This is a genomic window from Paraburkholderia sp. RL17-337-BIB-A (genome assembly GCF_046025895.1).
Taxonomy (GTDB): Bacteria; Pseudomonadota; Gammaproteobacteria; order Burkholderiales; family Burkholderiaceae; genus Paraburkholderia; species Paraburkholderia fungorum_C.
In genome coordinates this window covers 119,537-143,156 of record NZ_JARESY010000004.1, presented here as the reverse complement: position 1 = coordinate 143,156, position 23,620 = coordinate 119,537, and the positions used below count along the sequence as shown (strand labels likewise).

The 23,620-nt window shown below is 60.8% G+C and carries 21 protein-coding genes and 1 pseudogene; 9 read left to right on the top strand and 13 right to left on the bottom strand.

Going from position 1 to position 23,620, the window contains the following annotated elements:
- Nucleotides 1-21 precede the first annotated feature (21 nt).
- Nucleotides 22-1,347, bottom strand: a complete 1,326-nt coding sequence (locus tag P0D84_RS45690; protein ID WP_408339814.1) for an IS4 family transposase — start codon at nt 1,345-1,347, stop codon at nt 22-24.
- Nucleotides 1,348-1,382: 35 nt separating this feature from the next.
- Entirely contained in the window at nt 1,383-1,730 is a 348-nt protein-coding gene (locus P0D84_RS45685) for an HdeD family acid-resistance protein (protein WP_408350231.1), read from the bottom strand.
- Between the two features lie 282 nt (nt 1,731-2,012).
- On the opposite strand from P0D84_RS45685, the gene P0D84_RS45680 reads away from it, so the two are divergent.
- Nucleotides 2,013-2,447 (top strand): PRC-barrel domain-containing protein, encoded by a 435-nt coding sequence (locus tag P0D84_RS45680; protein WP_408350228.1) that lies wholly within the window; start codon nt 2,013-2,015, stop codon nt 2,445-2,447.
- Between the two features lie 88 nt (nt 2,448-2,535).
- On the opposite strand, the gene P0D84_RS45675 is transcribed toward P0D84_RS45680, so the two are convergent.
- Both P0D84_RS45675 and P0D84_RS49145 read right to left on the bottom strand, forming a co-directional pair.
- The gene (locus P0D84_RS45675; protein WP_408351901.1) at nt 2,536-3,030 is read right to left on the bottom strand and encodes an MgtC/SapB family protein; all 495 of its coding nucleotides are present in this window, start codon (nt 3,028-3,030) and stop codon (nt 2,536-2,538) included.
- 136 nt (nt 3,031-3,166) lie between these two features.
- Nucleotides 3,167-3,292, bottom strand: a complete 126-nt coding sequence (locus P0D84_RS49145; RefSeq protein WP_459252239.1) for a hypothetical protein — start codon at nt 3,290-3,292, stop codon at nt 3,167-3,169.
- Between the two features lie 437 nt (nt 3,293-3,729).
- Here P0D84_RS49145 and P0D84_RS45670 point away from each other — a divergent pair, with 437 nt between their 5' ends.
- Nucleotides 3,730-4,557: a helix-turn-helix domain-containing protein gene (locus P0D84_RS45670; RefSeq protein ID WP_408350225.1), complete on the top strand. Its 828-nt coding sequence runs from the start codon at nt 3,730-3,732 to the stop codon at nt 4,555-4,557.
- Nucleotides 4,558-4,777: 220 nt separating this feature from the next.
- Here P0D84_RS45670 and P0D84_RS45665 read toward each other — a convergent pair whose 3' ends face one another.
- The gene (locus P0D84_RS45665; protein WP_408350222.1) at nt 4,778-5,344 is read right to left on the bottom strand and encodes a phosphate-starvation-inducible PsiE family protein; all 567 of its coding nucleotides are present in this window, start codon (nt 5,342-5,344) and stop codon (nt 4,778-4,780) included.
- A gap of 416 nt (nt 5,345-5,760) precedes the next feature.
- Here P0D84_RS45665 and P0D84_RS45660 point away from each other — a divergent pair, with 416 nt between their 5' ends.
- Together P0D84_RS45660 and P0D84_RS45655 are read left to right on the top strand one after the other, a co-directional pair.
- The gene (locus tag P0D84_RS45660) at nt 5,761-6,132 is read left to right on the top strand and encodes a DUF308 domain-containing protein (RefSeq protein WP_408350219.1); all 372 of its coding nucleotides are present in this window, start codon (nt 5,761-5,763) and stop codon (nt 6,130-6,132) included.
- Between the two features lie 11 nt (nt 6,133-6,143).
- The gene (locus tag P0D84_RS45655; RefSeq protein ID WP_408350216.1) at nt 6,144-8,972 is read left to right on the top strand and encodes an ATP-dependent Clp protease ATP-binding subunit; all 2,829 of its coding nucleotides are present in this window, start codon (nt 6,144-6,146) and stop codon (nt 8,970-8,972) included.
- Between the two features lie 54 nt (nt 8,973-9,026).
- On the opposite strand, the gene P0D84_RS45650 is transcribed toward P0D84_RS45655, so the two are convergent.
- From P0D84_RS45650 to P0D84_RS45630, 5 genes and pseudogenes are all read right to left on the bottom strand, one after another.
- Nucleotides 9,027-9,299 (bottom strand): UBP-type zinc finger domain-containing protein, encoded by a 273-nt coding sequence (locus P0D84_RS45650; RefSeq protein ID WP_408350213.1) that lies wholly within the window; start codon nt 9,297-9,299, stop codon nt 9,027-9,029.
- Between the two features lie 74 nt (nt 9,300-9,373).
- On the bottom strand, nt 9,374-10,609 hold the full coding sequence (locus tag P0D84_RS45645) for an NAD(P)/FAD-dependent oxidoreductase (protein ID WP_408350210.1): 1,236 nt from the start codon (nt 10,607-10,609) through the stop codon (nt 9,374-9,376).
- A gap of 45 nt (nt 10,610-10,654) precedes the next feature.
- Nucleotides 10,655-10,894, bottom strand: coding sequence for a DUF6566 family protein (locus P0D84_RS45640; protein ID WP_408350207.1), 240 nt, complete (start codon nt 10,892-10,894; stop codon nt 10,655-10,657).
- 67 nt (nt 10,895-10,961) lie between these two features.
- The gene (locus tag P0D84_RS45635; protein ID WP_408350204.1) at nt 10,962-11,204 is read right to left on the bottom strand and encodes a hypothetical protein; all 243 of its coding nucleotides are present in this window, start codon (nt 11,202-11,204) and stop codon (nt 10,962-10,964) included.
- Nucleotides 11,205-11,607: 403 nt separating this feature from the next.
- Nucleotides 11,608-11,766 (bottom strand): annotated as a pseudogene (locus tag P0D84_RS45630) (transposase); the annotation flags it as partial.
- Nucleotides 11,767-12,075: 309 nt separating this feature from the next.
- On the opposite strand from P0D84_RS45630, the gene P0D84_RS45625 reads away from it, so the two are divergent.
- Entirely contained in the window at nt 12,076-13,002 is a 927-nt protein-coding gene (locus tag P0D84_RS45625; protein ID WP_408350201.1) for an EAL domain-containing protein, read from the top strand.
- The gene (locus P0D84_RS45620) at nt 12,999-14,966 is read left to right on the top strand and encodes a sensor domain-containing diguanylate cyclase (protein ID WP_408350198.1); all 1,968 of its coding nucleotides are present in this window, start codon (nt 12,999-13,001) and stop codon (nt 14,964-14,966) included. Before P0D84_RS45625 ends, P0D84_RS45620 begins: the two co-directional genes overlap by 4 nt.
- Before the next feature lie 14 nt (nt 14,967-14,980).
- Here P0D84_RS45620 and P0D84_RS45615 read toward each other — a convergent pair whose 3' ends face one another.
- Nucleotides 14,981-16,432 carry an aminotransferase-like domain-containing protein gene (locus P0D84_RS45615; RefSeq protein ID WP_408350195.1) on the bottom strand — a complete coding sequence of 484 codons (1,452 nt, stop codon included), beginning with the start codon at nt 16,430-16,432 and terminating at the stop codon, nt 14,981-14,983.
- Between the two features lie 320 nt (nt 16,433-16,752).
- Here P0D84_RS45615 and P0D84_RS45610 point away from each other — a divergent pair, with 320 nt between their 5' ends.
- Together P0D84_RS45610 and P0D84_RS45605 are read left to right on the top strand one after the other, a co-directional pair.
- Complete coding sequence (locus P0D84_RS45610; protein WP_408350192.1) at nt 16,753-18,234, top strand: EAL domain-containing protein; 1,482 nt, start codon at nt 16,753-16,755, stop codon at nt 18,232-18,234.
- A 64-nt stretch (nt 18,235-18,298) separates the two neighbouring features.
- A complete protein-coding gene (locus tag P0D84_RS45605; protein WP_408350189.1) occupies nt 18,299-19,750 on the top strand; it encodes an aminotransferase-like domain-containing protein in 1,452 nt (483 codons plus the stop codon).
- Between the two features lie 522 nt (nt 19,751-20,272).
- On the opposite strand, the gene P0D84_RS45600 is transcribed toward P0D84_RS45605, so the two are convergent.
- On the bottom strand, nt 20,273-21,487 hold the full coding sequence (locus P0D84_RS45600) for a CaiB/BaiF CoA transferase family protein (protein ID WP_408350186.1): 1,215 nt from the start codon (nt 21,485-21,487) through the stop codon (nt 20,273-20,275).
- On the bottom strand, nt 21,477-22,385 hold the full coding sequence (locus P0D84_RS45595) for an HTD2 family dehydratase (protein ID WP_408350183.1): 909 nt from the start codon (nt 22,383-22,385) through the stop codon (nt 21,477-21,479). The genes P0D84_RS45600 and P0D84_RS45595 overlap by 11 nt, the downstream gene beginning before the upstream one ends.
- Nucleotides 22,386-22,803: 418 nt before the next feature.
- On the opposite strand from P0D84_RS45595, the gene P0D84_RS45590 reads away from it, so the two are divergent.
- Nucleotides 22,804-23,619 carry an IclR family transcriptional regulator gene (locus tag P0D84_RS45590; RefSeq protein WP_408350180.1) on the top strand — a complete coding sequence of 272 codons (816 nt, stop codon included), beginning with the start codon at nt 22,804-22,806 and terminating at the stop codon, nt 23,617-23,619.
- Nucleotide 23,620 lies beyond the last annotated feature (1 nt).

Here is a 23,620-nt window from a genome sequence, read left to right as displayed (position 1 = left end):
GCAGCCCTTTCAAGGTCTTTCTCAAGATGTTCCGCTGCGAGCAAGTTTGAGCAGGCGTGCCGTACTGTGATGAGCGCGCGCTACTGCGCCATCGACGTAGGGCGCGGATTTGCGGGTTTTGGGGCCACGCTTGCGGGTACGTACCTGAACCGGATCGACGTGGCGGGCCAGTTCGAGCAGTTTGCTGGCAATCGCGGCGGGCTCGGCATCGCTCCAGTGCGACCACTGCTGCGGCGGCAGCGCGATGAGCATGCCCTCATACTGGCCACGAATGTGCTGTGCGAGGTAATACGTGGAGATGTCCGGTGGCGACCCGCCCGCGTCACCGAGCGGAGCATGTGCGGTTTCGATGCTACGCTTGAGCATGGCCAGCACGTTGTAGGCCAGCACTGCGACAGTTAAGCCGAGCAGCGCGGCGCGCGGATGGCCCAAGGTGCGAATTTCGCTGTGCAGTACCGACTCGAGCCGCTGGAACATCCCTTCGATACGCCAGCGCTTGCGGTACAGCCGGGCAATCTCGTGTGCGCTCACTGCGGCAGGCAGATTGCTCCACAGCAGGATCACGGTGTCGCCCGCATCGGTCGGCTTGTCCAACTGCAGTTCGATACGCCGCCAGCCCTTCAGCCCGGACTTCAGATCAATTCGTTGCTCACGCACCCGCCCGGTCTCGATACGCGCACCGGCCACCCATGGACCACAGCCGGCAAGCGGCGGGCCGTTGCGGCCGTGTTCGCGCACGATGAAGCAGGCCTGCGCCTGGTGCCAGCCCTGCAGGATGGTACTGGTGCAGAAGTTCCGGTCAGCGAGCCACAATTCGCCCGCGCCGGCACATTCAATCAGCGGGGTCATGGCCGAGCGCTCTTGCGCATGCGCGTCCTCGATGGCGATCAGATCGGTGACCAGACCCAGATCCGGCTCGTAGACCACCAGCGCGTGCCCCGGCAACGCTGCGCCACGCTGCTCGCGCAACGCCGCCAGCCGTTTCTCGCTGGGCGCCAGATGATTGCCGTCGAGTACACGCAAACGCCAGCCGGGCAGGCTGGGCGCATATGGCCATGTCGCAACGACCGGCTCCAGACGTTGGGCGCTCCCCTGTACCAAGGCGCGAAGGATCGCGGGTTCGGTACGGTTGACCTTATCGTACAGCGCTGCCAGCGACACCGGCAGGTGCTTGGCCTTCGTCGCCGCGGCGTACAGCGACGGGCTCAGTCCCAGAGACACCAGCGTCATCAGTTCCACCACCGTCGAGAACAGCAGTTCCCTCGGATATTGCCGTTGCCGGTGCGCGGCAAACACCTCGTCAATCCACTGCGACGTCATAGCTCCCTCAAGCGCCACGCGTGCCATTACGCTCACCGGGGCTTCCCGCTCGAAATGCTTCATCACCTCTTCAAACATCGTTTTACGCCCGTCGTCCTTGAACAGATCGCCAGGTTACCAGGTTCACCGGACAAAGACCTTGAAAGGGCTGGCACTAACACGGCTATCATACCGGCGCCGATGCTGCAGATGCCGAGCAGCAAGGGCACCCACCAGCCGGCGTGCGTCGCGCGGTAACGGATGGCCCCGACAATCGCGACAATGCCGCCGGCGATCGCGTAGACGCTAAAGAGGGTAATAAGCAGTAGCAGAGTGAGAGCGGGCCAGAATAACGCCAGAATGCCAAACAGTAGCGCTACCGTGCCACGCAGAATGAGCATCCACCAAGCGCGTCCAAGCAGTTCATCCATGTGGGACTCCAAGCTGTACCGTCATGCGATGAACTTCAGTCTAGGCTCCACGCAGCTGCGATTCTTTCGCGTTTCTGCCATACGTTTCGCAATTCTGCATTCGTTCACGAGGCGTGCGGAATGGCATCCAGACGCACGAAAATAACCCGATCCATCACCGCTTTTTTATAGCGGCTTGCCGTGAGACCTTCTAACATGAACTTACGCCGCGCACGGTCTGGCATTCGCCGCTTCATTGCTGGCCCGGTGTCGCACCGTCAACACCGGAATGAAAGGAATCTCATGAAAACGAATCTCCTTGTATTGCTGCTCGCGTCGTTGCTAGCACTCGCTCCAGACGCGAACGCCCAGGTGGCCGGCGCCCAGCCGCTTGGTGTCAGCGTGGAAGAGTCAGCCGCGATCGTGGCAGGCTGGAGCGTGAGAAAGTCGATCATGGACAAGCCGGTCTTCAATGAGAAGGGTGAGCGCGTCGGCGTCATTCATGACATTATCGTGGCACCGGACCGGTCGGTATCGTTTGCAATTGTCGCCGCAAACCAGTTTCTGGGGGTGTCGCATCACGACGTGGCCATTCCGATTGAGCAGCTCGATTTCGTCAATGGCAAACTGGTGCTCGCCGGTGCGACGAAAGATGCGATCAAGGCACTGCCCGAGTTTCAATACGCAAAGGTACGCGCGACACCTAAGGCGAGGTCCGACTACAGCGAGCATCACTGACATATGTCTCGCATCGTCCACCATCGATGCATTTGACGCGGCACATCCGTTCCATGGGCAGTGCGCCGATTAGTGCGCCGACGCGTGACTATTCGTCGTGCCGCGTGACCGCCGCCTGCTCTTCAGGCGACTTTCTTAACCAGCGCCGGTGCAACGCACGTTCAATGCTGCCGCCCACCGAGAGCAGCAGCAGGAGCAGGGCGGTGGCAATACCCGCAATCTGCCATGCGCCGATGCCGCACACAATGCCGAGCGCGGCGGTGACCCAGATCGAAGCCGCCGTCGTCAAGCCGCTGATCCTGCCGGTCGCGCTGTTTTGCAGAATCACCCCGGCGCCGAGAAAACCGATGCCCGTAATGACGCCCTGAATCGCACGGCCGGCGTCGCTGCCGTCGGTGAAACCGTGCAGTTCGAACGACATGCCGGCCATCGTCACGAGACAGGAACCGAGCGCAACAAGGCCTAGCGTCTTGACGCCGGTTGGCTTGCCATGCAGGTTTCGATCGAGCCCGACGATACAACCCAGCAGCACTGCCGCGACCATGCGCAAGATCGCCTGAAGCAATAGCACGTGTGAAATCATCGGCATCCCCGCTAAGTTTTCCAGGTAACGTCGCATTCGGCGAGCACCTGGCTGCTCACTACAGTCTGGCGTCGAGTGGGCAGCTCGATGACACCATGCGCAGCGTTCTCGCCGCCGGGCGCGTGGCAGATTCATGTCATGGCCTCAGGCGGCGCCGCGCTGTTGTATGCCAGTGCAAGGCAAATATGATCGCGTGCGTTTGCGCATGCGGCAGGTTGAAGCTTTCGCCAAGAGTACGACAAAGCTTGTGATGCAGCGCCATTCCAACATGCCCGGCACACAGCCGCATAGCCATGCACCGCAGAGACAATCACTGTGCGCTAACGGGCTCCGGGGCTCGTTCTTGATGCCGCGCAGTCCGGTCGCCAATGCACGTATTCCGTCATCCAGTTGTCAGCCATCATTCATCAGCCATCAGGGACATGACTGGATTGCCATCATGGGCATACATTCCCCTCCGCTGTAATACCCGGCGTAAGCGTCAGCTTGCAGAAAGCATTCAGGAACGATGGGTTGCTTTGAATCCCGGCTAATAGCGTGTCGAGCGTCGCCCCAAGTTGCCCGGCAATATAGCTCAGCAGCAACTCCATCAACGAGGTCGGGATTGCTTCCGCCCATATAACGAATCCGCCTTAAGAAGCCTCGAATTCGGCGTAAGCTGAGGTACGCGACGAGGCAACGAGGAGACTTCTGCTTGTCATGAAACAAACGAGTGGATTGACCCCGGATCACGGGTTACGCTGCCAACCGATGAACGTCGCTTTCTCCAACGGCGGCCCGAATACCGTGCGGGGACTTCGGCTCGTTATGCCGACAGGTACCACTGTTGTGCAGGCTGCGGGCTGTGACGACCTCGGAGTGAATCACTCCATGCTGGTAAGTGCGCCATTTGTCGCAGTCATTCCGGCGGGCGCGCAGTTGGCCAAGATCGCTGACAACGATCCCGAGGGATGGGTTATCGCACTCAAAAGGGGCGTATTTGGGCAAGTCTCGCAAGAAGCGTTTGTCGCGGTCCCGAAATGGTCTAAGTCTTGGGATCCGTTCCTGCGTGAGACCGCGGACACATTGAGCGCTTTGCATCATGCGGAGCTCATCGACGGCGCCTGCGCCGACGCTTTCGCCGATGTCATCTCGGTGCACATCGCTCTCCACTACGGGCACTGTGCTGGTGCGGCCGAGCCGGACACGCCGCTTACGCGTCAAATGCTGACTCGCGTTCAAGCCTTCGTTCATGAGCACATAGCCGAGACCATTCTGGTCGAGCAACTCGCAGTGCAGGTGCACATGGGTGCATCAAACTTTGCACGCGCTTTCAAAACGGTAACAGGCAACCCGCCGCATCTGTACGTGACACTCGAACGAGTGAAATTTGCCAGGACGATGTTGCGCCAGGAGACCTTTCCGTTGGTTGACGTTGGAGCGCGCGCGGGGTTTCAGACTCAGCAGCATTTCACCGAAGTGTTTCATCGATACACCGGTGTGACGCCGCGCGCATACCGGCTTGCCCACCGTACCGTCGGTAGCTGATTCATTTGGCGAAGTTGCGAGCAAAACTACGACCGCGGACTCCCGCGCTGGCGATTAAACCAGAGCGACAAGAACACCGGTATGGGAAATCGTGGCGAAGGGCCTGGCGCTCGGAACCTTCGCGTCGAAGGTCGAATCGGAAGCGGGATCCGGGTCTCGCGTGGCCGTCGACGGCGTTCGCTAAAGCGGCGCTTTCGCTGTCACCGCGCGGCAGCCCGAGTCAATCGCCACGCCGCGCACCTTCGCCGGATCGTGTTTCCTGCTGCCGCTGTGCATACATGGTCCGGTCGAGTTCGGCGTCCGCCGCCGCGGTCGCGTCGACCGGATCGTCGCGCTGCCGCATCAGCCAGTAGACGCTCCCCAGCGCCACCAGCGCAAACGCAAGCGCCGCGATCTGCGCGGGTGCGCTGGCCGGATCGAGAATGATGAATTTGCGGGCGATGGCAAGCAGCGCAACGAGAACCACCGTTTTGACCTGAACGATATGATCGCGCCGCGCCATCACGCGCGTAATCGAATGTTTGAATTCCATTGCGATCAACAACGTCATGACCATGCCGAAGACCGTTTGAAACACTGCGTGATCGAGCGGGTTCAGCCCGTCCGAAACCAGCAATGCCGTAACCGCATGGATCAATTGCCAAAGCGACACGAGAATGATGATGGAGATCACCAGGCTCAGCACATGCGCGACAAGCTGTTCGAAGCGTTCGTAAAAGGTGAGTACGTCCCACTGCAGACGCAGCGCATCGAAATCCCTGCGCAGCCAGGTTTTCTTTCTGTCCATGATTTGGCTCCCGGGCGGCCGCCGATACGCCGCGCGCCCACAGCGGGGTGCGGATTGCACATGCGTCGTGCGAAGGTCAGTTGACGATGTGGCAGCTTATGCGCCACGGTCTTTCGGATTCATGCTGTTTCTTTGCGGATAGCTGCTTGAAAACGCAACGTGCTGACGTCATTGTCGAACGTTATAAGTCACGCCGCTTGCGCACACCGTCCGGATCGACGAATGCGCCATCATTCCGCCTTGCCGCCCGAAGCGAATTGCCCGTATCGGGGAGGCGCACGCGAGGATCGCAGAATCCCGACAAGTCTTCGCAGGAATGAGAAAGAAGTCGCTTCTGGCGGCGCGTAGTGTTGAATGCATGGCTTCAATGGCTCCGCCAGAGGCGAATACAGTTCATTGCTACGCGAGGCCTCACGATGCACGATCTGCTCGGACACGCGTGGCGGATGCTGGCGCTGGTTCTACCTGGGCTTACGCTTGCCTTTCCGGTCGCGCTGTACGCGGCCTACGCGATTATCAGCGGCATCAGCGGCATCAGCGCAATCGGCGCAATCGGCGGGGCCATCCGTCATGGTCATGACACATGGGGCCGGTGGGGGCCGTTGCTGCTGGGATTGTTCAGCGTCGCCGCCGGTGTGATCGCGATCTTCCTGCCGGCCATCACCGCCCTAATGCTCGTCATCGTGAGGCGCGTCAACGCCATCGCGGCAGGCGTGTTCGATCTCGTTACCGTCACTTGGTCGCGTAGCCGCCCACGTCGCAACGCACAGCGCGTGGGCAGAACCTGAAGAGGAACATCGTGGCCAAGTGCAGTGTTTGCGGTAAACCGGCGACTACACAGATTACGATCACCGAGAACGGGCAGCGCCGCCAGTTGATGCTTTGCGACGAACATCACATGCAGTTCATGGCACGCCATCAGCGCAGCCTGTCGCCGCTCGAGTCGCTTTTCCACGGTGGGCTGTTCGAGCGCCTGTTCGACGAGGGATGGTCGCCATTCGAAAACGGCGGCACGGACTGGGAACGGGGCGGGCGTTCCGCGCCTGGCCGCGCGTCGGGTTCGACCGGGTCATCCGGTCCGTCCGAAGCAGCGGGCAGCCCCGACAGCACCGGTGGCCGCCCTCGCCGACGCAGGCGTGCACGCGAGGCCGTCGACCTGCAGAGCTTTCTGAGCGAAAGCGGGCTCGACCGGCTGCAGGCGGCCGCGCAGAAAGCTGTCGAGTTCGGCAAGAACGAGGTCGACACGGAACATCTGCTGCTCGCGCTCGCCGATAACAACGTCGTCAACGAAATCCTGCGCGAGTTCAAGCTCGACGCCGACGATATCAAACGCACCATCGAACAGGACGCGCCGCGCGGTACGGTCAAAGCCGATGGCGAAGAGGCCCGCATCGGCGTTTCGCCGCGTGCAAAGAGCGCGCTCGAAAATGCACTCGTGGCGTCGCGCGAGCTCGACCATAGCTATGTCGGCCCGGAACACGTCCTGATCGGTCTCGTCGAGGAAGGAGACGGCTTCGCCGGCGAGCTGCTGCGCAAACTCGGGCTGACGTCGCAATCGCTGCGTCAGAAAGCAGTGAAGGTGGTGGGCCAGGGCGCGGAAGACGGCAGCGTCGAAGGCCGCTCCTCCACCCCGACGCTCGATAAATACGCACGCGATCTGAGCGAGCTGGCAAAGCGCGGCAAGCTCGATCCGGTGATCGGCCGCGACAAGGAAATCGAAACCACCATCGAAGTGCTCGCGCGGCGCCGCAAGAACAACCCAGTACTGATCGGCGAGCCGGGCGTCGGCAAGACAGCGATCGTCGAAGGTCTGGCGCAACGCATCGCGCAGGACCAGACCGCTGAAGTGCTGCGAGGCAAGCGCGTGGTCGAGCTGAACATCAACAGCGTGGTGGCGGGCGCGAAGTATCGGGGCGAATTCGAAGAGCGCGTCAAGCAGGTGCTCGACGAAATCGTCGCGAACCAGGACCGGCTGATCATTTTCATCGACGAGCTTCACACTATCGTCGGCGCGGGGCAGGGCGGCGGCGAAGGCGGGCTAGATATCGGCAACGTCTTCAAGCCGGCGCTTGCGCGCGGCGAACTGCATCTGATAGGCGCGACCACGCTCAATGAATACCAGAAGTACATCGAAAAGGATTCGGCGCTCGAACGGCGCTTCCAGCCAGTGATGGTGCCCGAGCCGAGCGTCGAGGACACGATCGATATCCTGCGCGGCCTGCGCGACCGGCTCGAGGCGCATCACAAGGTGAAGATCACCGAAGAGGCGATCACGGCCGCGGCGAAGCTGTCGAATCGCTATATCGCCGCCCGCTTCCTGCCCGACAAGGCCATCGACCTGCTCGACCAGGCCGCGGCACGTGTGCGCATTTCGTCGAACTCGCGGCCGCAGGCGCTGCACGGTATCGAGGCCACGATCCGTCGTCTGCGTCAGGAGCAGGACTCGGCGAGCGCGGCCAAACAGTTCGACAAGGCGAAGGAACTGCAGGAGAAAATCACGGCCGAGCAAGCGCGTCTGAACGAGTCGACCGCGGCCTGGAAGAAGGAACGCGGCACCAGTTCGCAGGAAGTCGGGGCAGAAGACATCGCGCAGATCGTATCCTCGCTGACCGGCGTGCCGGTGTCCGAACTCACGGCCGAGGATCGCGAAAAGCTGCTGCGTCTGGAAGACCGTCTGAGGGAACGCGTTGTCGGCCAGGACGAAGCCGTAACGGCCGTATCAAAGGCCGTGCGACTTTCACGCGCGGGGTTGACGGAAGCGGGCAAGCCGATCGCCAGCTTCCTCTTTCTCGGACCGACAGGCGTTGGCAAGACCGAACTCGCGAAGGCGCTCGCCGCCGCGGTGTTCGGCGACGAGAACGCGCTCGTGCGCATCGACATGAGCGAATACTCGGAACGCCATACGGTGGCCCGTCTCGTCGGCGCGCCTCCCGGCTATGTCGGCTACGAAGAAGGCGGCCAACTGACCGAGCGCGTGCGGCGCCGCCCCTACAGCGTCGTGTTGCTCGACGAGATCGAGAAGGCGCATTCCGAAGTGCACAACATCCTGCTGCAACTATTCGACGAAGGACGTCTGACGGACGGCAAGGGACGGCTCGTGGATTTCACCAACACCGTGATCATCGCCACCAGCAACATCGGCTCGCAGATGATTCAGGACAACATGAAGGCCGATTCGAAACAGCTCGACTATCCGGCGCTGCGCGACCGGCTGATGGAAATCCTGCGGCATCACTTCAAGCCGGAGTTCCTGAACCGTGTCGATGAAGTAGTGGTGTTCCATGCGCTCGGCAAGGAGCAGATCCGCGGGATCGTCGACCTGCAGCTTCAGCGCGTGCAGCGCACGGCGGCCGCGCAGAATATCGAGCTGTCGTTCGACGATGCACTGCGTGACCATCTGGCCACGGTTGGATACGATCCCGAGTTCGGCGCGCGGATGTTGAAGCGCAAGATCCGTCTGGAAGTGGAATCGGAACTCGCCGACTCGCTGTTACGAGGCGATGTGCGCAGCGGCGATGCCGTCGAAATCCGCTGGGATGCCGGCGAAAAGGCCGTACGTGTGAAGAAGCTCGGGGCGCCGGAATCGACCGGTGAAGAAGCCAGGAAAGCCGCCGAAACCTCGGCCTGAGGCTCGGAAACGACGGGTGCGATCGGTGGAATCAACGCCGCCGGCTGTACCCGTTTACAGTGCCACTTCTCCTGCGATCATCTCGTCGCGATAGCACCAGATCCACGATTCGCCCGGTTCGATGGAACGCACCAGTGGGTGGCCCGTCGCATGATAATGCGCGCTCGCATGGCGATTAGGCGACGAGTCGCAACAAGCTACATGACCGCACGACATGCAGAGCCGCAGATGCACCCAGGGTTGGCCGAGTTTCACGCAGTCCTCGCAATAGTGCTTCGTGGTCTGTAATACGCGGATTCCATCCAGATGCGTGCAGGTGGGCGTCATGGTCAGCTCCTGGTGATGAGATTGCGACAGGGAAAGCGGACGGCGCCTCACTCATGTGAGGCACATGAAGCACATCATGCGCCGCTCAGATAGCGGTGCACGAGCGCCACCGCGGTGGCTCCTTCGCCGACGGCAGCCGCCACGCGTTTGATCGAGCCGTGGCGGACATCGCCGGCGGCGAACACGCCGGGCATGCTGGTTTCCAGATACAGCGGCTCGCGATCTAGCGGCCACTGCAGCTTCCGGTCCGTGTCGTGCAGGTCAGGGCCCGTCACGAGATAGCCGGCTTCATCGCGAGCCACGCCTACCTCTTTGGCCCAATCGGTCTTCGGCAGGCCGCCGATGCAAACGAAGAGCCAGTTCGTCTTCAGGCGTCGCGCTTCGCCGCTGCGGCGATCGGTCAGCGTGATTTCGCGTAGCACGTCGTCGCCGTGCAATGCGGTAACGGTCGTGCAGGTCAGCACGTCGATGTTCGACGCGGATGAAATACGGTCGATCAGGTACTGCGACAATGTGCTTTTCAGCGACGTGTCGCGCACCACCATCGTGACGTGATTGCAGTACTGGGAAAAATGCATCGCGGCCTGACCCGCGGAATTGCCGCCGCCCACGATGTGTACGTCTTCGCCGCGGACCAGCGACGCCTCGCTCGCGCCCGCGCCGTAGTACACACCCGCGCCGCTGAAGCGCGCTTCGTCTGGCAATTCCAGCAGCCGGTACGCGACACCTGTCGCGCACACCGACGTGCGTGCCGTGATCCGCGTACCGTCTTCGAGGTAGACGATACCGTTGCCCGTCGAGAAATCCGCGCGCACGCCAGCACGGGCCAGCAGGATTTCCGCGCCGAACCGGACTGCCTGATCGCGAGCCCGCTCGGCGAGTTCCGCACCGCTGACACCGTGCGGAAAGCCCAGGTAGTTCTCGATCTTCGAAGTGCTGCCGGCCTGCCCCCCGACGGCCCAGCGCTCCACCAGCACCGTGCGCAATCCCTCGGATGCACCGTAGACGGCGGCGCTCAGACCGGCCGGCCCGGCGCCATAGATCGCGAGATCGTATTCCGAACGTGACGGGTTGCGGAACCAGCCGAGCTTTTCGGTGATCTGCCGGATGGTCGGACATTCGAGTCGCGTGCCGTCGTGAAACTCGCATACCGGCAGGCGCGAGTCGCCAAGGTGCCGCACGTGTGCCAGCTTCGCCGACTCTTCATCGCTGCTGAGTTCGACCCACTCGAAGGGAATGTCGCAACGATGCAGGAAATCGCGGATCGCATAGCCTTCCGCCGACCGCATGTGTCCATAGATCTTGACCATGTGTGCCTCGTCCATGTGTGTTCGAGTCATGCGTGTGGTCAACCGTCAAAGGGAATCCGCCGGCGCTTCGATCTTTTGCCGGATGAAGCGGCGGCCCCATTCGAAGCCGTCAAGCACGGCTTCGGCCTCGGTTAGCCATTCCGGTTGAACGGTCTCGGGACGAAACTCGGTCAACGTATCCGAAGCCTTGCGTACGCTGACCTTCGCGCGCCATGCGCCCAATTCGTTCTGCTCCGGCTGCACCGCGATCTCGTACCCTCGCCAGGCAAGCGTGTGTGTCTGCATACGGTGTCCGACGTCTGCCGCGACGCCGCCTCGATTTATTGAACGCACTGGCCGGCGCACGTTCGTCTCAATCCGGCAGAACGAACTCGGTACGCATGTCCTCGATGACACGCCTGACTTGTCGAAGATAGTCGGCGCCGCTCTCATTGAGCGCGAGCATGTCCCAGTTCCGGCCGGAGGCATCGGGCGGATGCCGTTCGGGCAGCGGCACGCGGACTCGCAGATGGTGGGGGACGTCGGCTGCAAGCTGCTCGACGCGCCGTTGTGTTTCGGCGCTAATCTGTTCGGCCGTTTGAATGGACTTCGACATGGGCTTGCCCTCCATGAGTGGCGAACGTCGACATGGAGTCACGTCGCGCGAAAGTCTCGTGCGGAGATCACGCTACAGATGATTGAAGTGTAGTGCCTGTTCGGCTAAAGGATAAGGCAGTTCGCCAATCCATTTGCCTGTCGCATCTGGGCACCATCCGCAGAAAGTCCGCGTACAGGCATGCGCAGAAATCGGCGTCGATTCGCAGTCAGGTTCATGCTCGATGGACTCGCAACGCGGCGTCGCGCGGTGGTGCCCGATCGATGCACATGAAAAGCGCCGTCGCCGCGCATGCCCATTTGAAAGGAGAAACACGATGAGCATCCGTTGATCGGTGCTACCGCTCGCAAGGCCCGCTTGGTGCCGGAAAAATTGCGTGGCGCGGGCATTCCGTTTCGCGCGCCCGGTAGCGGGTGGGTCCCTTCTTGCGGTAGTCCTTTGAGCGGAAGGTTTCGCCGCGCTCATCGAATTCGACCAGGCGCTGGTCGGCGATCGCGACGCTGTGGGTATAGCGTGAGCGGTACTCGAGCACCGCTTCCGGTCCGGCGAAGGGACGCCTGGCGCAAAGTCGCCGGGATCATTCATACGCCGTGCCTTGCAAAACGCCTTAACGGTTAAGGCGAGCGCGTGTGCCGCCGAGTAAAGAGACAAGCCTGCCTCAGCAAATTGCCGCGCCGACTTACCCCGCGTGTGACCGCGGATCTGATACGCATGTTTTGACACGTAACTGCCACTCGTTTTCGAAACGCAGTCAGGTCATAGTACGCAACCCAGATAACGGTGCGAAAGCAACTTCATGCGGGTTTTCCAACGCTACACAGCACGAATACGCCGGCTGCGACCTGTATTCGACGGGCATCTTGACGCGGTGGTGACTGTCGCCGTTGCGTCGAGCCTGGCTGGTTTGCTCGCGGCCAGCCTGATCGCATCTCGCGACGCCGTTGTGCTGGTTATCGCACTATCGGCTTGCGGCGCGGTTGTGTACGTTGGTTACCGGGTCCGCCCACAAGCAAGATTGCGGCGCGCCGCGCGCATCGGTCTTCGCCGCGGGGAGTTCCATGTCGTCTATCAGCCCATTGTGGACACGCGCACGCGACACTGCGTGGGCGTGGAAGCCCTGCTCCGGTGGGGCCATCCAAAGTTCGGAGCCGGGGGCCCGGGGCTGTTCATTGGAGAACTCGAAGGCACGCGTCTGCTCGGCGCGTTGACCTGTTTCGTGCTGCGCGAGGCGAATAACGCACTGACCCAGCTGCCGTTCGCTCAGCACTGGCATATATCGGTAAATATCTGCGCGCGGCATCTGATGGAGGAATGCTTTGTCGAGGATATCTGTGCGTCCGCCGGTCCAATGTTAGATCGCCTCGTTCTGGAACTCACCGAGCGCAACTGCGTCGAGCGCACACCGCGGGTTATCGCGGCGCTTAGCCACTTGAGGCAACGCGACGTACGTCTGTCACTCGACGATTTCGGCACCGGCTTCAGCAATCTGGACTTACTCTGCGATTTCCGGTTTGATCAGGTGAAAGTCGACCGGCGATTTCTAGCCATGCGCGGCGAAGCGCGCATCCAGTTTCTGAAGTCGGTAGCGGCGTTGGCCCACGCACTTGGTGCGAAAGTTGTCGTGGAAGGCGTTGAGAGCGCTGCAGAACACGACTTGGTCCAGCGCTCGGGAATCGACCTCGCGCAGGGATACTGGTATGGGAAGCCGATGGCAATCGATCAGCTTCGTGCGTTTGCGTCGGCTAGGACGTCGACAAACGCATTACACGATGTGACCGGAACGGAGCATGGAGCGTGAAAGACGAATGCATCATGGATGCGCAGCAGCAGCAGCAGCAGCAGCAGCAGCAGCAGCAGCAGCAGCAGCAGCAGCAGCAGCAACAACGACAACTAGCCAGCGCTACTCTACCGTCAGAAGGCGAACACGATCAGTACTTTGAGCGCGTGACCAGGATCACCGCGCGCGCGCTGAATTTACCAATATCCGTCATATGTCTCGACAATCTGGGCCAGCCAGAAGTCATAGGCGTTAGCGGGTGCGAACGGGACGTCGTATTCCAGCTGGAGACCTGCTATTACTGGACGCTCCAATGCGAGGAACCGTTCGTCGTCAGGGATGCGTGGTCTGATCCGAATCTTGCGCAGGGGCCGCTGGCAACCAGCGAATTGGGGATCCGCTTTTTCGCAGGCATTGCGCTGCGTCTACCGTGCGGCAAACCCATCGGTATGCTATGCGTGATGCACTCGATGCCGCGGCGCTTCACGCGCCAACAGCGTCAGATGCTGGTAGACCTGGGGAAAATGATCGCGTACGAAGTTGGCCTGCGCAAGCTGGACAGCTCTGATCGTTTGCAAGTGCTTCAGGCGATCGACCGGCTTCAGGCCCAGCATGCGCTTTACTTCGAGACGTTCCATCGGACTCCGGTCGCTATCGCGCATATCGGCAGGGACTGGGAATGGCGGCACATGAATGATGCCTGCGTGAAATTCTTCGCGCACTCGCGCGCTCCGCTGACGAAAACGAACATACTCGATCTGCTGGATGCGAACGACCGGACCAGGCTTGAACAGGCCGTGCAGGCACTCAATCGTGGCCGAGGGGTCGAGGTCCTGACGCTGGACGTAACGTTCCGCTTGCGCAACAAGCAGAGTAAGCCAGCGCGAGTGCAGGTGGCATTGAAGCAGGCGGGGTCGACCCGCGACGGAGGCTGGCTGTTTGTCATTCACGATACCCAGACGGAGCAATGGGAAAAAACCGCCCGTGATGCGCGGGAGGCTGCGTTGCATCGGGGAGCCCATGAGGCCTCGGAAGTTCTGCGCAGGGCGCATGAGCAGCTGACGAACGCCGAGCGACAATTGGGAGCCACGCGCGTAGATTTGCGCGCCATCGCTGACAATCTGCCGGTGCTGATCGCTTACGTCGACGGTGAGCGACGGTTTCGGTTCGCCAACTCGACCTATCGCGAGTGGATGGGGTTGGAGCCGGAGGAGATCCTGGGACAGCTCACCCATGAGGTTCTCGACGCCGACTATTTTGCCGCCATCGAGCCGTACGTCCAACGCGTGCTTAACGGCGAAAGGGTCGAGTACGAGGTCGGAGCGACGCTAAATGGGACCCAACGTGTCCTGCGTGGTGTGCTGGTGCCGCGTTGCGTGCACGATCAGTCTGCTAACGGGTACTACCTGCTGGTGCACGACGTGACGGAGCGAACGGCGTTGCTCGATCGCCTGCGGCATCAGGCGTTTCACGACGCGCTGACCGGCCTGCCGAACAGACGCTCGTTCCTCGAGAGGCTGGATGAGGCATGCGCAGCAGGCGGCGACGGTGTGGCTGCAATCATGTTTATCGACCTGGACGGCTTCAAGGCTGTCAACGATACATACGGGCATCAGTGCGGCGACGAAGTACTGGTTGAAGCCGCGCGCCGGATCAGCCGCTGCGTGCGTGGCGGGGATCTGGTTGCGCGGCATGCCGGGGATGAGTTCACGGTGCTGCTGACCGGCCCTGCAATCGATCGTGCTGCACTGGAGAGAATTGGACATGCAATCCTGCTGGCACTGAGCCAGCCCATCACGTTCGGAGCGAAGGTCGTCCAGTTATCGGCGAGTATCGGCATGCTACCGCGCGACCAGGCAGCGTCATTGAGTGGCGAAGCCCTGTTACGCGCCGCGGATGCCGCAATGTATCGTGCGAAAGTCGCAGGCAAGGCGCGTATTGTCGTACACGAGCTTTGCGATTCACCGGCGGGGATGCGCTGTTGAGATCGACGCCCGTGTCATGCCGGCTGAACCGGCCCGGCCAGCGTTGCGCCGCAACGCGATTCATCCGCGCACAGGGCGCCTAGTGTCGCGACCGCTTTATCGAGCCGCGCCGACCACGGGTATCCATAGTTCAGACGCACATGGTGTCGAAAGGCGCCATCCGCAGAGAAGATAGGTCCGGGCGCGATGCTGATGCCACTGTTGAGCGCAGCCTGGAAGAGGTGTATCGAGTCGACGTGATCCGGTAGCTGCACCCATGTGAAATAACCGCCGTCAGACCTCGTCGCCATTGTATTCGCCGGGAAGTACCGGCCAATCGCGTCGAGCATCTGCGATTGCTGAAGGGCCAACTCGCGCCGTAGTTTGTGCAGGAAACGTTCATAGCCGCCGTGCTCCAGATAGTCCGCGATTGCGCGCTGCGCTGGCATGCTGGCCGACAGCGTGGTCATCCATTTCGCGTGTTCCAGCCTGTCCGCGAACCTTCCGGCTGCCGCCCAGCCGATACGATATCCGGGCGCAAGGCACTTCGCGAACGATCCACAATGGATGACAAGACCTTTCCGGTCGAAGTATTTGGCCGGACGCACCGGGTCCGGGCCAAAATGCAATTCGTTGTAGACGTCATCCTCGATGAGCGGCACGTTGTGTCTGGCGAGCAGATCAACCAGTGCCTGCTTCCTGGAATCGTCCAGCGTCACCCCGGTTGGATTGTGGAACGAGGTCATGAACCAGCAGGCGCGAACCGAATGTTGCTGCAGCGCCCGCGCGAGTGCATCCAGATCATGACCCTCCACCGGGTCAACCGGAATCTCCACTACGTTCAGCCTCAGACGCTCGATAGCCTGCAGCGCTGCATAGAACGTCGGCTTTTCGATCACGATCACATCGCCTGGAGCGGCGAGCAACTGCGCGCTTAGCGTCAGGGCTTCGAGTGCACCGCTCGTGATGATTATCTCGTCGACGGGCACCATCATCCCTGCCATCAGGTAACGCAACGAAATCTGCTGACGCAATCCTTCGTACCCCGGCGGCAGTCCGTCAACCATGCTGGCCAGGTCCGTTGAACGATTGACAGTCGCGCACGACTTTCCGACGCGCGCCATCGGAAACAGCGCAGGGCTCAGGAACGCCGAACCAAGTGGGACAGTCTCGGGCTGCCTGATCGTCTTGAGGACCTCAAAGACAAGGTCGCTGATATTGACGGTCTTCGGGTCGGTACCCGCTGAGGTCTGGGGCCTTTGCCGCGATAATTCTCCAGCAGTCGGCGACACGAAATAGCCTGAACGCGGGCGCGCTTTGATCATGCCCCGATTTTCTAGCAGGTAGTAGGCACGAAATACCGTCGCGGGGCTCACGCCCCAAGCCTTGCACGCCGCGCGAACCGAAGGGATACGCGCGCCGGGTGGCAGATCACCGCGCTTGATCAGCTCACTGAGCTGGTCGGCCAGCCGCTCGTACTGTTTCAACTCGTACTCCTCACAGATAACACCGTTGCGCGCGTCGGACCCGTCCCGGTAGCACACACTTAGCGTTAGAAAAAAGCCATTTATCAATCTGATACGGCCTTTCTTTTGCAATCTGCTTCTATTGCGAACGCGCACACGCTGGCAAAGTGCGGCCCAGACAGTTTCCACCTCTTTCGATGTTTCGCCTGCGCGTGGCGGCCCAATCGACAGCGACTTGTAAGCCGAATTTTTTTAACGATAAATCAATGGCATTTCGGTTCCTGGTATCAACCATCAGATGCAGCGCGTTCATCGCGCTCCGTCGGGGCTGGAGACGAGGTATGGCAGTCCTGCTGGTCACTTGCGCAGGCAGCTCGCTCGCTCTTGCCGGCCCGGCCGACACCGGTTCCAGTCGCAGTCTTACGTTTGAACGCAACGTCTGGCAGCAATTGACGGCCTGGCTTACCGGGCCACCAGCGCCCCCGATTCGCTTCGGCTCGGCCTGCGCGTCCATTGCGCAGTTGCCCGTTATTCCCGCCGCCCTTGCCGGACCGGTCGCTGGTCCGATGTCCGTAGTGACTAATACTTGCGATTCGCTGGACGACATGCATGCCGATGCCACCGGCACCGCTGTTGAGACGGCCAGTTCGGGGCCGAACGTGGGGACGCTGCTCAGGGAACTGCGGTGGCAAATCAGGGACCACGCGGCGGCACAACCAGGCGGCAGTCTGGCCTCTGACGTAGTGGCCGGTACCGCGTCGCGGGTCGACCGCGCGGATCAGTCGCCGGAACCACCGGCGATGTCGACCCAGGATTGCTCACTGGGTAGGGGTTGTGAAACGCGAGCGGCCTCGCCTTCGATCGGCACCGAGACACTCATCTCGGTGCAGTCTTCGGCGAGCACTGCTACGCCGCGTACCTCAGTATGGACCATATTGGGATTTATGCTGTGGCCGATCCTGGTGGGGGGCTTGGTGGTTGTTGTCGGTTGGGCCCTCAAAAGGTGGTTTCGTTACGACACGTCCCTGTTGCGCGCAGCGCGTGCAGGGCTGCGCCGTGGCCGGTTCCATGTTGAGTATCAACCTGTCGTTGGCGTGCGGCGGGCCAGGTGTGTCGGCGTCGAAGCATTACTGCGATGGGACAACGAGAAATATGGTGCGCTAGGGCCGGCCCACTACATGGAGTTCATTGAGAGAAGCAGTCTGATCGGACCAATGACGCGATTCGTCATGTCACGTGCCGCTCAGGAGCTGCGGGAAATCGGTGCTCCGAAATCGCTGTACCTGGGCGTTACCGCTCCCGCTTCTTACCTGGTAAGTTCCGCGTTCATCAGGGACCTGGGTGACATTGGCTCCCTCGGTCTTCCACCGCTGATACTGAAGATCGAGGCAGGCAGCGCGAGGAAGTTCAGAAAGCGTCTCATCCCGATGATGGCGCGGGCACGTGATATAGGAATGCGTTTTGCCCTGTCGGGCGTGCGTCCCACTGACGTCGGACTTGAACTGCCGGCAGACATGACCTTCGAGATGGTGAAGATTGACAGGGAAGTGCTGGGAATGGATCCCGATGATCGCTCCAGGCAGATCAGTGCGTTGACGCGCATGGGCCATGAGATGGGCGCCGTGGTCGTGGTCGAAGGCATTGAGAACGCGGCGCATCACAAGATCGCGCGGGCAGGCCGGGCCGAATTCGGTCAAGGCTTCTTCTACAGCCGTGCACTCGGCGCCAGCCGGCTGAAGGCATTTCTCCAGGCTGCCAACGCCCCGTCCTCAAAGCCAGCCGGAGCTGCAACCGTGCTCGGCTGGCGGGTCCGAAATTTCTAATGAGGCATTCCGCCCGCAACCGGAGCGACCCGAGTCAACCTTAGTTAATTAGCATGACATAATAATGAAGCGCTATCTCCAGCTGGCGGCAGAGTTCGAAAACCTGATTGCGAGCGGTACGCTTGAGCCCGGCGTGCGGCTGCCGTCGGTGCGCCAGGCGAGCGGTTCGTACCGCGTCAGCCCTTCAACGGTTTTCCAGGCTTACTACACGCTCGAACGACGCGGCCTGATCGTAGCAAGACCTCGGTCGGGTTATTTCGTCGCAAGTCGGCCTGCGCTAACGAAATCACTAACGATCTTTTCAAAGCGCAGTATTGACGAGGCTGATGGCGACAGCCTGGTTATCCGCTTCATGAAGGCTCAACGGCGATGCGCCCATCCGGGGCTTGGCGCTTCGGAGCCAAGTGCCCAGCTGTTTCCGTTTGGCGTGATCTCGCGCTCGTTGACTGCGGCGACCCGGAAGATGGCATGTTCGCGGAATGCCTTGTCAGCGGGAAAGGCGGAAGCAGATCTGCGTCGCCAGATCGCTCTGCGCTACATCGTGACAGGCGTTCCCGTTCCAATCGATGAGGTTGTCGTGACGAGCGGCGCGCTCGATGCACTGATACTGTGTCTGCAGGTTCTGACGCAGCCTGGCGACACCATCGCAATAGAACGGCCCGCTTTCCATGCTGTGCAAGATGCGGTTCAGCGCCTGCATCTGAAGGCCGTGGAAATCCCTGTCGATCCACATCGTGGACTCGACCTCGGCGCATTAGCGGAGGCGTTGCGGCACCATCCGGTACGGGCTTGCTGGTTTATGACGACCCTGCACCAGCCTACCGGCGCGACGCTCTCCGATGAACGGAAGGAGGCGCTCGTGAGGCTGCTGGCAGAACATGGCGTGCCGCTCATCGAGGACGACGTATTCCGCGAACTGCATTTTGGCTTGACGCCAGCGTATCCGGCGAAGCGTTTCGATTCTAACGGCCTTGTGCTGCACTGCGGTTCGTTTTCGAAGAGCCTTGCGCCTGGACTGCGCCTCGGTTGGGTAGCAGCGGGGCGATATGCCGCGAGAATTGAGCACGCGCGTTGGCTGACGATGGCCCCGGCGTCTGTGCCCGTGCAATGCGCAATTGCCGACTACCTTGAGCATGGGGACTACGACCGGCTTCTACGCAAACTGCGTCGCGAACTGGCGTCCCTTCAGACCCGGATGGTGGCCGCCGTCTTCAGGTACTTCCCCCAGGGGACATTAGTGGTCCGGCCGCCGGGGGGATTCTTTCTATGGGTGGAACTTCCAGAAGGAGTCGAGGCAGTGCAGTTGTTCGAGATGGCGGAAGCGCATGAAATCGCGATAGCACCCGGTGCAATCTTTTCATGCAGCCGCGAATTTCGCCGTCACATCCGGCTTAACTATGGCCGTCCGTGGACCCCGGACGTTGAAAAGGAGATGCATACTTTGGGCATGTTGGCGAGGCGAGCAATGGCTGAGCAAGGGACAGCCCGACATACCGCGCGCGAAGGAGCGAAATAAATAGCAGACGAGGAGCCATGATTGAAGGCGAAGCCAGATGCGCAGCATCGTGTCGTAGAAGCCATGATCTCGACGCATGTTTGTGGCGATAAATTGGAGGTCGGCGAGGCTCTACCGTGATGGTGTCGCCCAGAAGCGGATGATCGTGTCGCAGACACGCGAGGACCAGCTCACGCAGAAGGGTTGTCGACACAGAGAGCCAGGTCGTCGGAAACCGGATCGACCGCCTGGCTATCGAAGCCATTAACCTGCCTCGCCGTGTTGACGGTCGTCGCCTGGGTTGTGACGTGAGCAGTCTTCCACTATTCCGACGGATGGCAACCCTTCATCAACACGGGCACCACCGTCGTCGCTCGTTCAGGAATGGTGGTTGCTCGGGAAATGGCATCCACGAGAATAGATCGGCGTACGAATCGCGTCGCACAAGAAAACATCAGTCGTGATTGCCCTCATTTACATCGTCACGTTAATTTGTGCGGCCGCTCAAATCCGATCATTCCGCGCGCTCTCATCTCATCCGCGTCAGCTTTGCTGCGCGACGTTTGCGACGGCTGCGCCTTCCACGAGCAGGCCCTCTATCTCGCTTGACGAGTAGCCAATCTCTTCCAGAACAGCGAGGGTTTCCCAGCCTCGTGGCTGCGAGTACGAGCGAAGCGGTGGGTAGGCATCGTCGAAGCTGATGGTCGACCGGATCGCCACAGTCTTGCCTTCGGTAGGATGCTGTTCGTAGCGGAGCAACCCGACCGCTTCAAGGTGCGGATCGTGCGGCAACGTCTCGAGCGTGTGGCAGGGTTTCACGGCGATGTCGGCGGACTGGAGTATCTCAAGCCACGCCTTGGTCGTCTTGTCGGTCAGTGGGGCGCCGCGTATTGCAAACCACTCCGCGACGTTTTTTGCGCGGCCAGCGACGGTCGTAAAGCGCGCGTCATCGATGAGTTCCTCTCGCCCGACAGCCTTCAGGAATGCGCGGACCTGCTGATCGGTGTTGATCGTGAAGGCGATCCAGCCATCTGCGGTCTTAACCGGCTTGTTATGCGGACTGAGGAGCCGGAGGTCGCCAGGAGGTCCGACAGGCGGATCGAAACTCTGCTGCGCAAGATGTTCCTGCAGGACGAACGCTGACATCGTCTCGAACATCGGAACCTCGATCGTGGAACCGTTGCCCGTCGCCCTTTGCTGCGTGATGGCGGCAAGGATCGATCCCGCCGCGATCTCGCCCACGACATGATCGCAGATCAACATCGGCACATATGAAGGAACTCCGTCGCGAGCAAGCGTAAGGCCCGTCATGCCTGTTGCCGCCTGCACGACGCTGTCATAAGTGGGATGGCCGGCATACGGCCCTTTGGTTCCGTATCCCGTGATCAGACAGTAGATCTTGTCCGGATGGTTCTGCCGGATGCTGTCCGCATCGAGTCCGAGCCGCTTGAGCGCCTGAGGACGCATGTTGGCAATGACGACGTCGGCAGAGGCGACCAGTTTCTCCATGATCAGCTTGCTGCCGGGTTTCTTCAGATCACAGCAGATATTTCGCTTGCCGCGATTCAGGTGCAGGTAAGCACCAGAATGCTCGCCAGTCGGCGAGAGTCCGCCCAGCCCACGCATCAGGTCGCCGTCCGGACTTTCGACCTTAATGATCTCGGCACCATATTGTGCGAGCCGCGCACTGCATACCGGCCCGACCACCACGCTGGTCAGATCAAGCACGCGAATTCCCTTCAGCGGTTCAAAACTCATTGACGTTTGCCTCCATCTCAGCGGCGAGTTTCCCCGTGTTGTCGAATGCCTTCAGGCTCCATCGCTTATCGTGATGATCAGCCGCAAGCGTGATCTGTCGGCCGCAAAAGAGCGGTGCGACGTTTTTCATGCTGAAACTTCGCAGATCCAGTTCAAGCTCCCGGCGCGCAAATTCGGTAAGCAGAAGTGTCGTCAGGCCACCGTTGACTACCAGGTCAGGGAAGCCCTCGACTTCGCGCGCATAGGACCTGTCGACGTGAATCTTGTGCGAGTTGAATCCCAACGCCGAGTACTGGAAGAGCAGGGTTTCGTCAGGCACAACAACCTGCGTCCTTGCCGCTGTGACGGCCTGTAAAGGCTGAACTGACTCATTGAAGCGAGACTCTCCCGGCAGCAGGATGTAGGTCTGCGTCTCAGTAACGGCGGCGTCAGGGGCTCCGTCGACTCGAATCTCATGCCCGATGGTGACGACGGCCATCGGTCCGGACGCATTGCTTTTTTGCGTCAAACTTGTGATCCCGCTGGTCCGAAACACCTTCGCTCCGACGGGGATGTCCATGTGGTACTCCGCGCTCCGGCCGCCGAGTAACAGGCGCGTGAAGCCGAGATCGGGCATTGGTACGCCCAGGCCGGGGAAACCGTCTGCCCGAAGTCCCGACCGGCGCGTGTCGGCGCCCATCAGCAAAAAGTGCCAGCCTTTCGGCAGCGCGTCGCCTTCTGTGATCGACTCGGTCGGCAGGTCCAGCATCGCGGCGACGCGCCGCGCCGCGGAAAGAGAGCAGACTTCGCTGCGCACAATCGGCTGATACTGGCCGTCATCAAACATGTGTCCACTCCTGTTGACCGGAAGGTCGCTGCGGGCACTGATCCGCCAATCCCTCCGCACATCGATTTGCATTGGTACAACATATATTTCATGGGTGATTGTATGAGGGACGTCAGCGCACTTAAATCATGGTTAACGCTACCTTTTGTTGCGCCTATAAAAATATTAATCCATGTATGAATTATTGAGAGAATCGTTGAAGGGTCGAGTTATTGGGATGCCGGCCACCCGCGCGGTCCTGTCATGCGGATTGCCAGGACGCGGACGCAGTGTGAGCCGGGCGTGTTCACGCCGTTGACTAACGGCAGAACGGCGGCGGGCGGAGCGGAAATGTGCATGATTGAAAGAGGATTTCCTTGCCGAGCCGGGCGCACACTCAACCAGACACTGCATTGGGTTAGCGCGGCTGAAGATTGGGGACTTGATTGAAGTGAGCCAGCCGATCCAGTAAAGTGACCCGATTCTTGCCTTGGTTCACCGAAGGGCCGCTATGAAGGATGAAGTGACTGATACTGTAAAAGCTGCGGAGGCGGAAGGCCGCAGCTATTCCGCGCCGGCGCTCGAGAAAGGTCTCGATATTCTCGAGATGCTTTGCCACACGGAAGCACCTCTTTCACAGAGAGAGATTGCGCAGCAGCTTGGGCGTAGCGTCGGCGAGATCTACCGGATGATCACGGTTCTGGTCAATCGCAACTACGTCACTCAGGTTGACGATAGTTATTGCATCACTACCAAGCTTTTCGAGCTCTCGCACAACAACCCGCCGACACACCGGCTGCTCCTTGAAGCACGCCCAATCATGCAGAAGCTGTCGAGCCAGCTTGATCAGGCGTGTCACCTGACGGTATACGGGCAGGGGCGACAAATCGTCATCGCCAAGGTCGATACCCCTAGCGGGATGGGCTTCAGTGTGCGTGTCGGTTCTGAACTGGACGTCCTGGTGTCGGCCTCGGGCCGTGTGCTCCTCGCATTTCAGGACCGGGAGATCCGCCGCCTCCGGATCGAAGAATCGCTCAAACGGCGCCCCGATCAGGTCGACCGGCAGATAGAAGGCGTTCTTGATTTCATCAAGGAACGTGGATATGAGTCCGCCCCAAGCGTCCAGGTCCGTGGACTGTATGCCGTGAGTTATCCGGTTCTGGACCCGCAGAATCATGCCGTCGCCGCACTCACCGTTCCCTACGCTGAGCGGATCGACCAGGCTCAGCGCAAATCCGTCTCCGATATCGAACAGGCGCTGGGCGAGGCTGCGGGGCTCCTGTGTGCGCGAATTGGCGGCCCGTCCCAAGTCAAGGCCGAAGGCTAGG

Coding starts and splice junctions, on each gene's coding strand:
- P0D84_RS45610 (WP_408350192.1), top strand. CDS start 16,753: ATGGCAGTCCTGCTGGTCACTTGCGCAGGCAGCTCGCTCGCTCTTGCC.
- P0D84_RS45595 (WP_408350183.1), bottom strand. CDS start 22,385: ATGCAAATCGATGTGCGGAGGGATTGGCGGATCAGTGCCCGCAGCGAC.
- P0D84_RS45685 (WP_408350231.1), bottom strand. CDS start 1,730: ATGGATGAACTGCTTGGACGCGCTTGGTGGATGCTCATTCTGCGTGGC.
- P0D84_RS45600 (WP_408350186.1), bottom strand. CDS start 21,487: ATGAGTTTTGAACCGCTGAAGGGAATTCGCGTGCTTGATCTGACCAGC.
- P0D84_RS45670 (WP_408350225.1), top strand. CDS start 3,730: ATGAAACAAACGAGTGGATTGACCCCGGATCACGGGTTACGCTGCCAA.
- P0D84_RS45665 (WP_408350222.1), bottom strand. CDS start 5,344: ATGGACAGAAAGAAAACCTGGCTGCGCAGGGATTTCGATGCGCTGCGT.
- P0D84_RS45605 (WP_408350189.1), top strand. CDS start 18,299: ATGAAGCGCTATCTCCAGCTGGCGGCAGAGTTCGAAAACCTGATTGCG.
- P0D84_RS45675 (WP_408351901.1), bottom strand. CDS start 3,030: ATGATTTCACACGTGCTATTGCTTCAGGCGATCTTGCGCATGGTCGCG.
- P0D84_RS45635 (WP_408350204.1), bottom strand. CDS start 11,204: ATGTCGAAGTCCATTCAAACGGCCGAACAGATTAGCGCCGAAACACAA.
- P0D84_RS45690 (WP_408339814.1), bottom strand. CDS start 1,347: ATGGCACGCGTGGCGCTTGAGGGAGCTATGACGTCGCAGTGGATTGAC.
- P0D84_RS49145 (WP_459252239.1), bottom strand. CDS start 3,292: ATGGCGCTGCATCACAAGCTTTGTCGTACTCTTGGCGAAAGCTTCAAC.
- P0D84_RS45640 (WP_408350207.1), bottom strand. CDS start 10,894: ATGCAGACACACACGCTTGCCTGGCGAGGGTACGAGATCGCGGTGCAG.
- P0D84_RS45645 (WP_408350210.1), bottom strand. CDS start 10,609: ATGGTCAAGATCTATGGACACATGCGGTCGGCGGAAGGCTATGCGATC.
- P0D84_RS45680 (WP_408350228.1), top strand. CDS start 2,013: ATGAAAACGAATCTCCTTGTATTGCTGCTCGCGTCGTTGCTAGCACTC.
- P0D84_RS45660 (WP_408350219.1), top strand. CDS start 5,761: ATGCACGATCTGCTCGGACACGCGTGGCGGATGCTGGCGCTGGTTCTA.
- P0D84_RS45590 (WP_408350180.1), top strand. CDS start 22,804: ATGAAGGATGAAGTGACTGATACTGTAAAAGCTGCGGAGGCGGAAGGC.
- P0D84_RS45650 (WP_408350213.1), bottom strand. CDS start 9,299: ATGACGCCCACCTGCACGCATCTGGATGGAATCCGCGTATTACAGACC.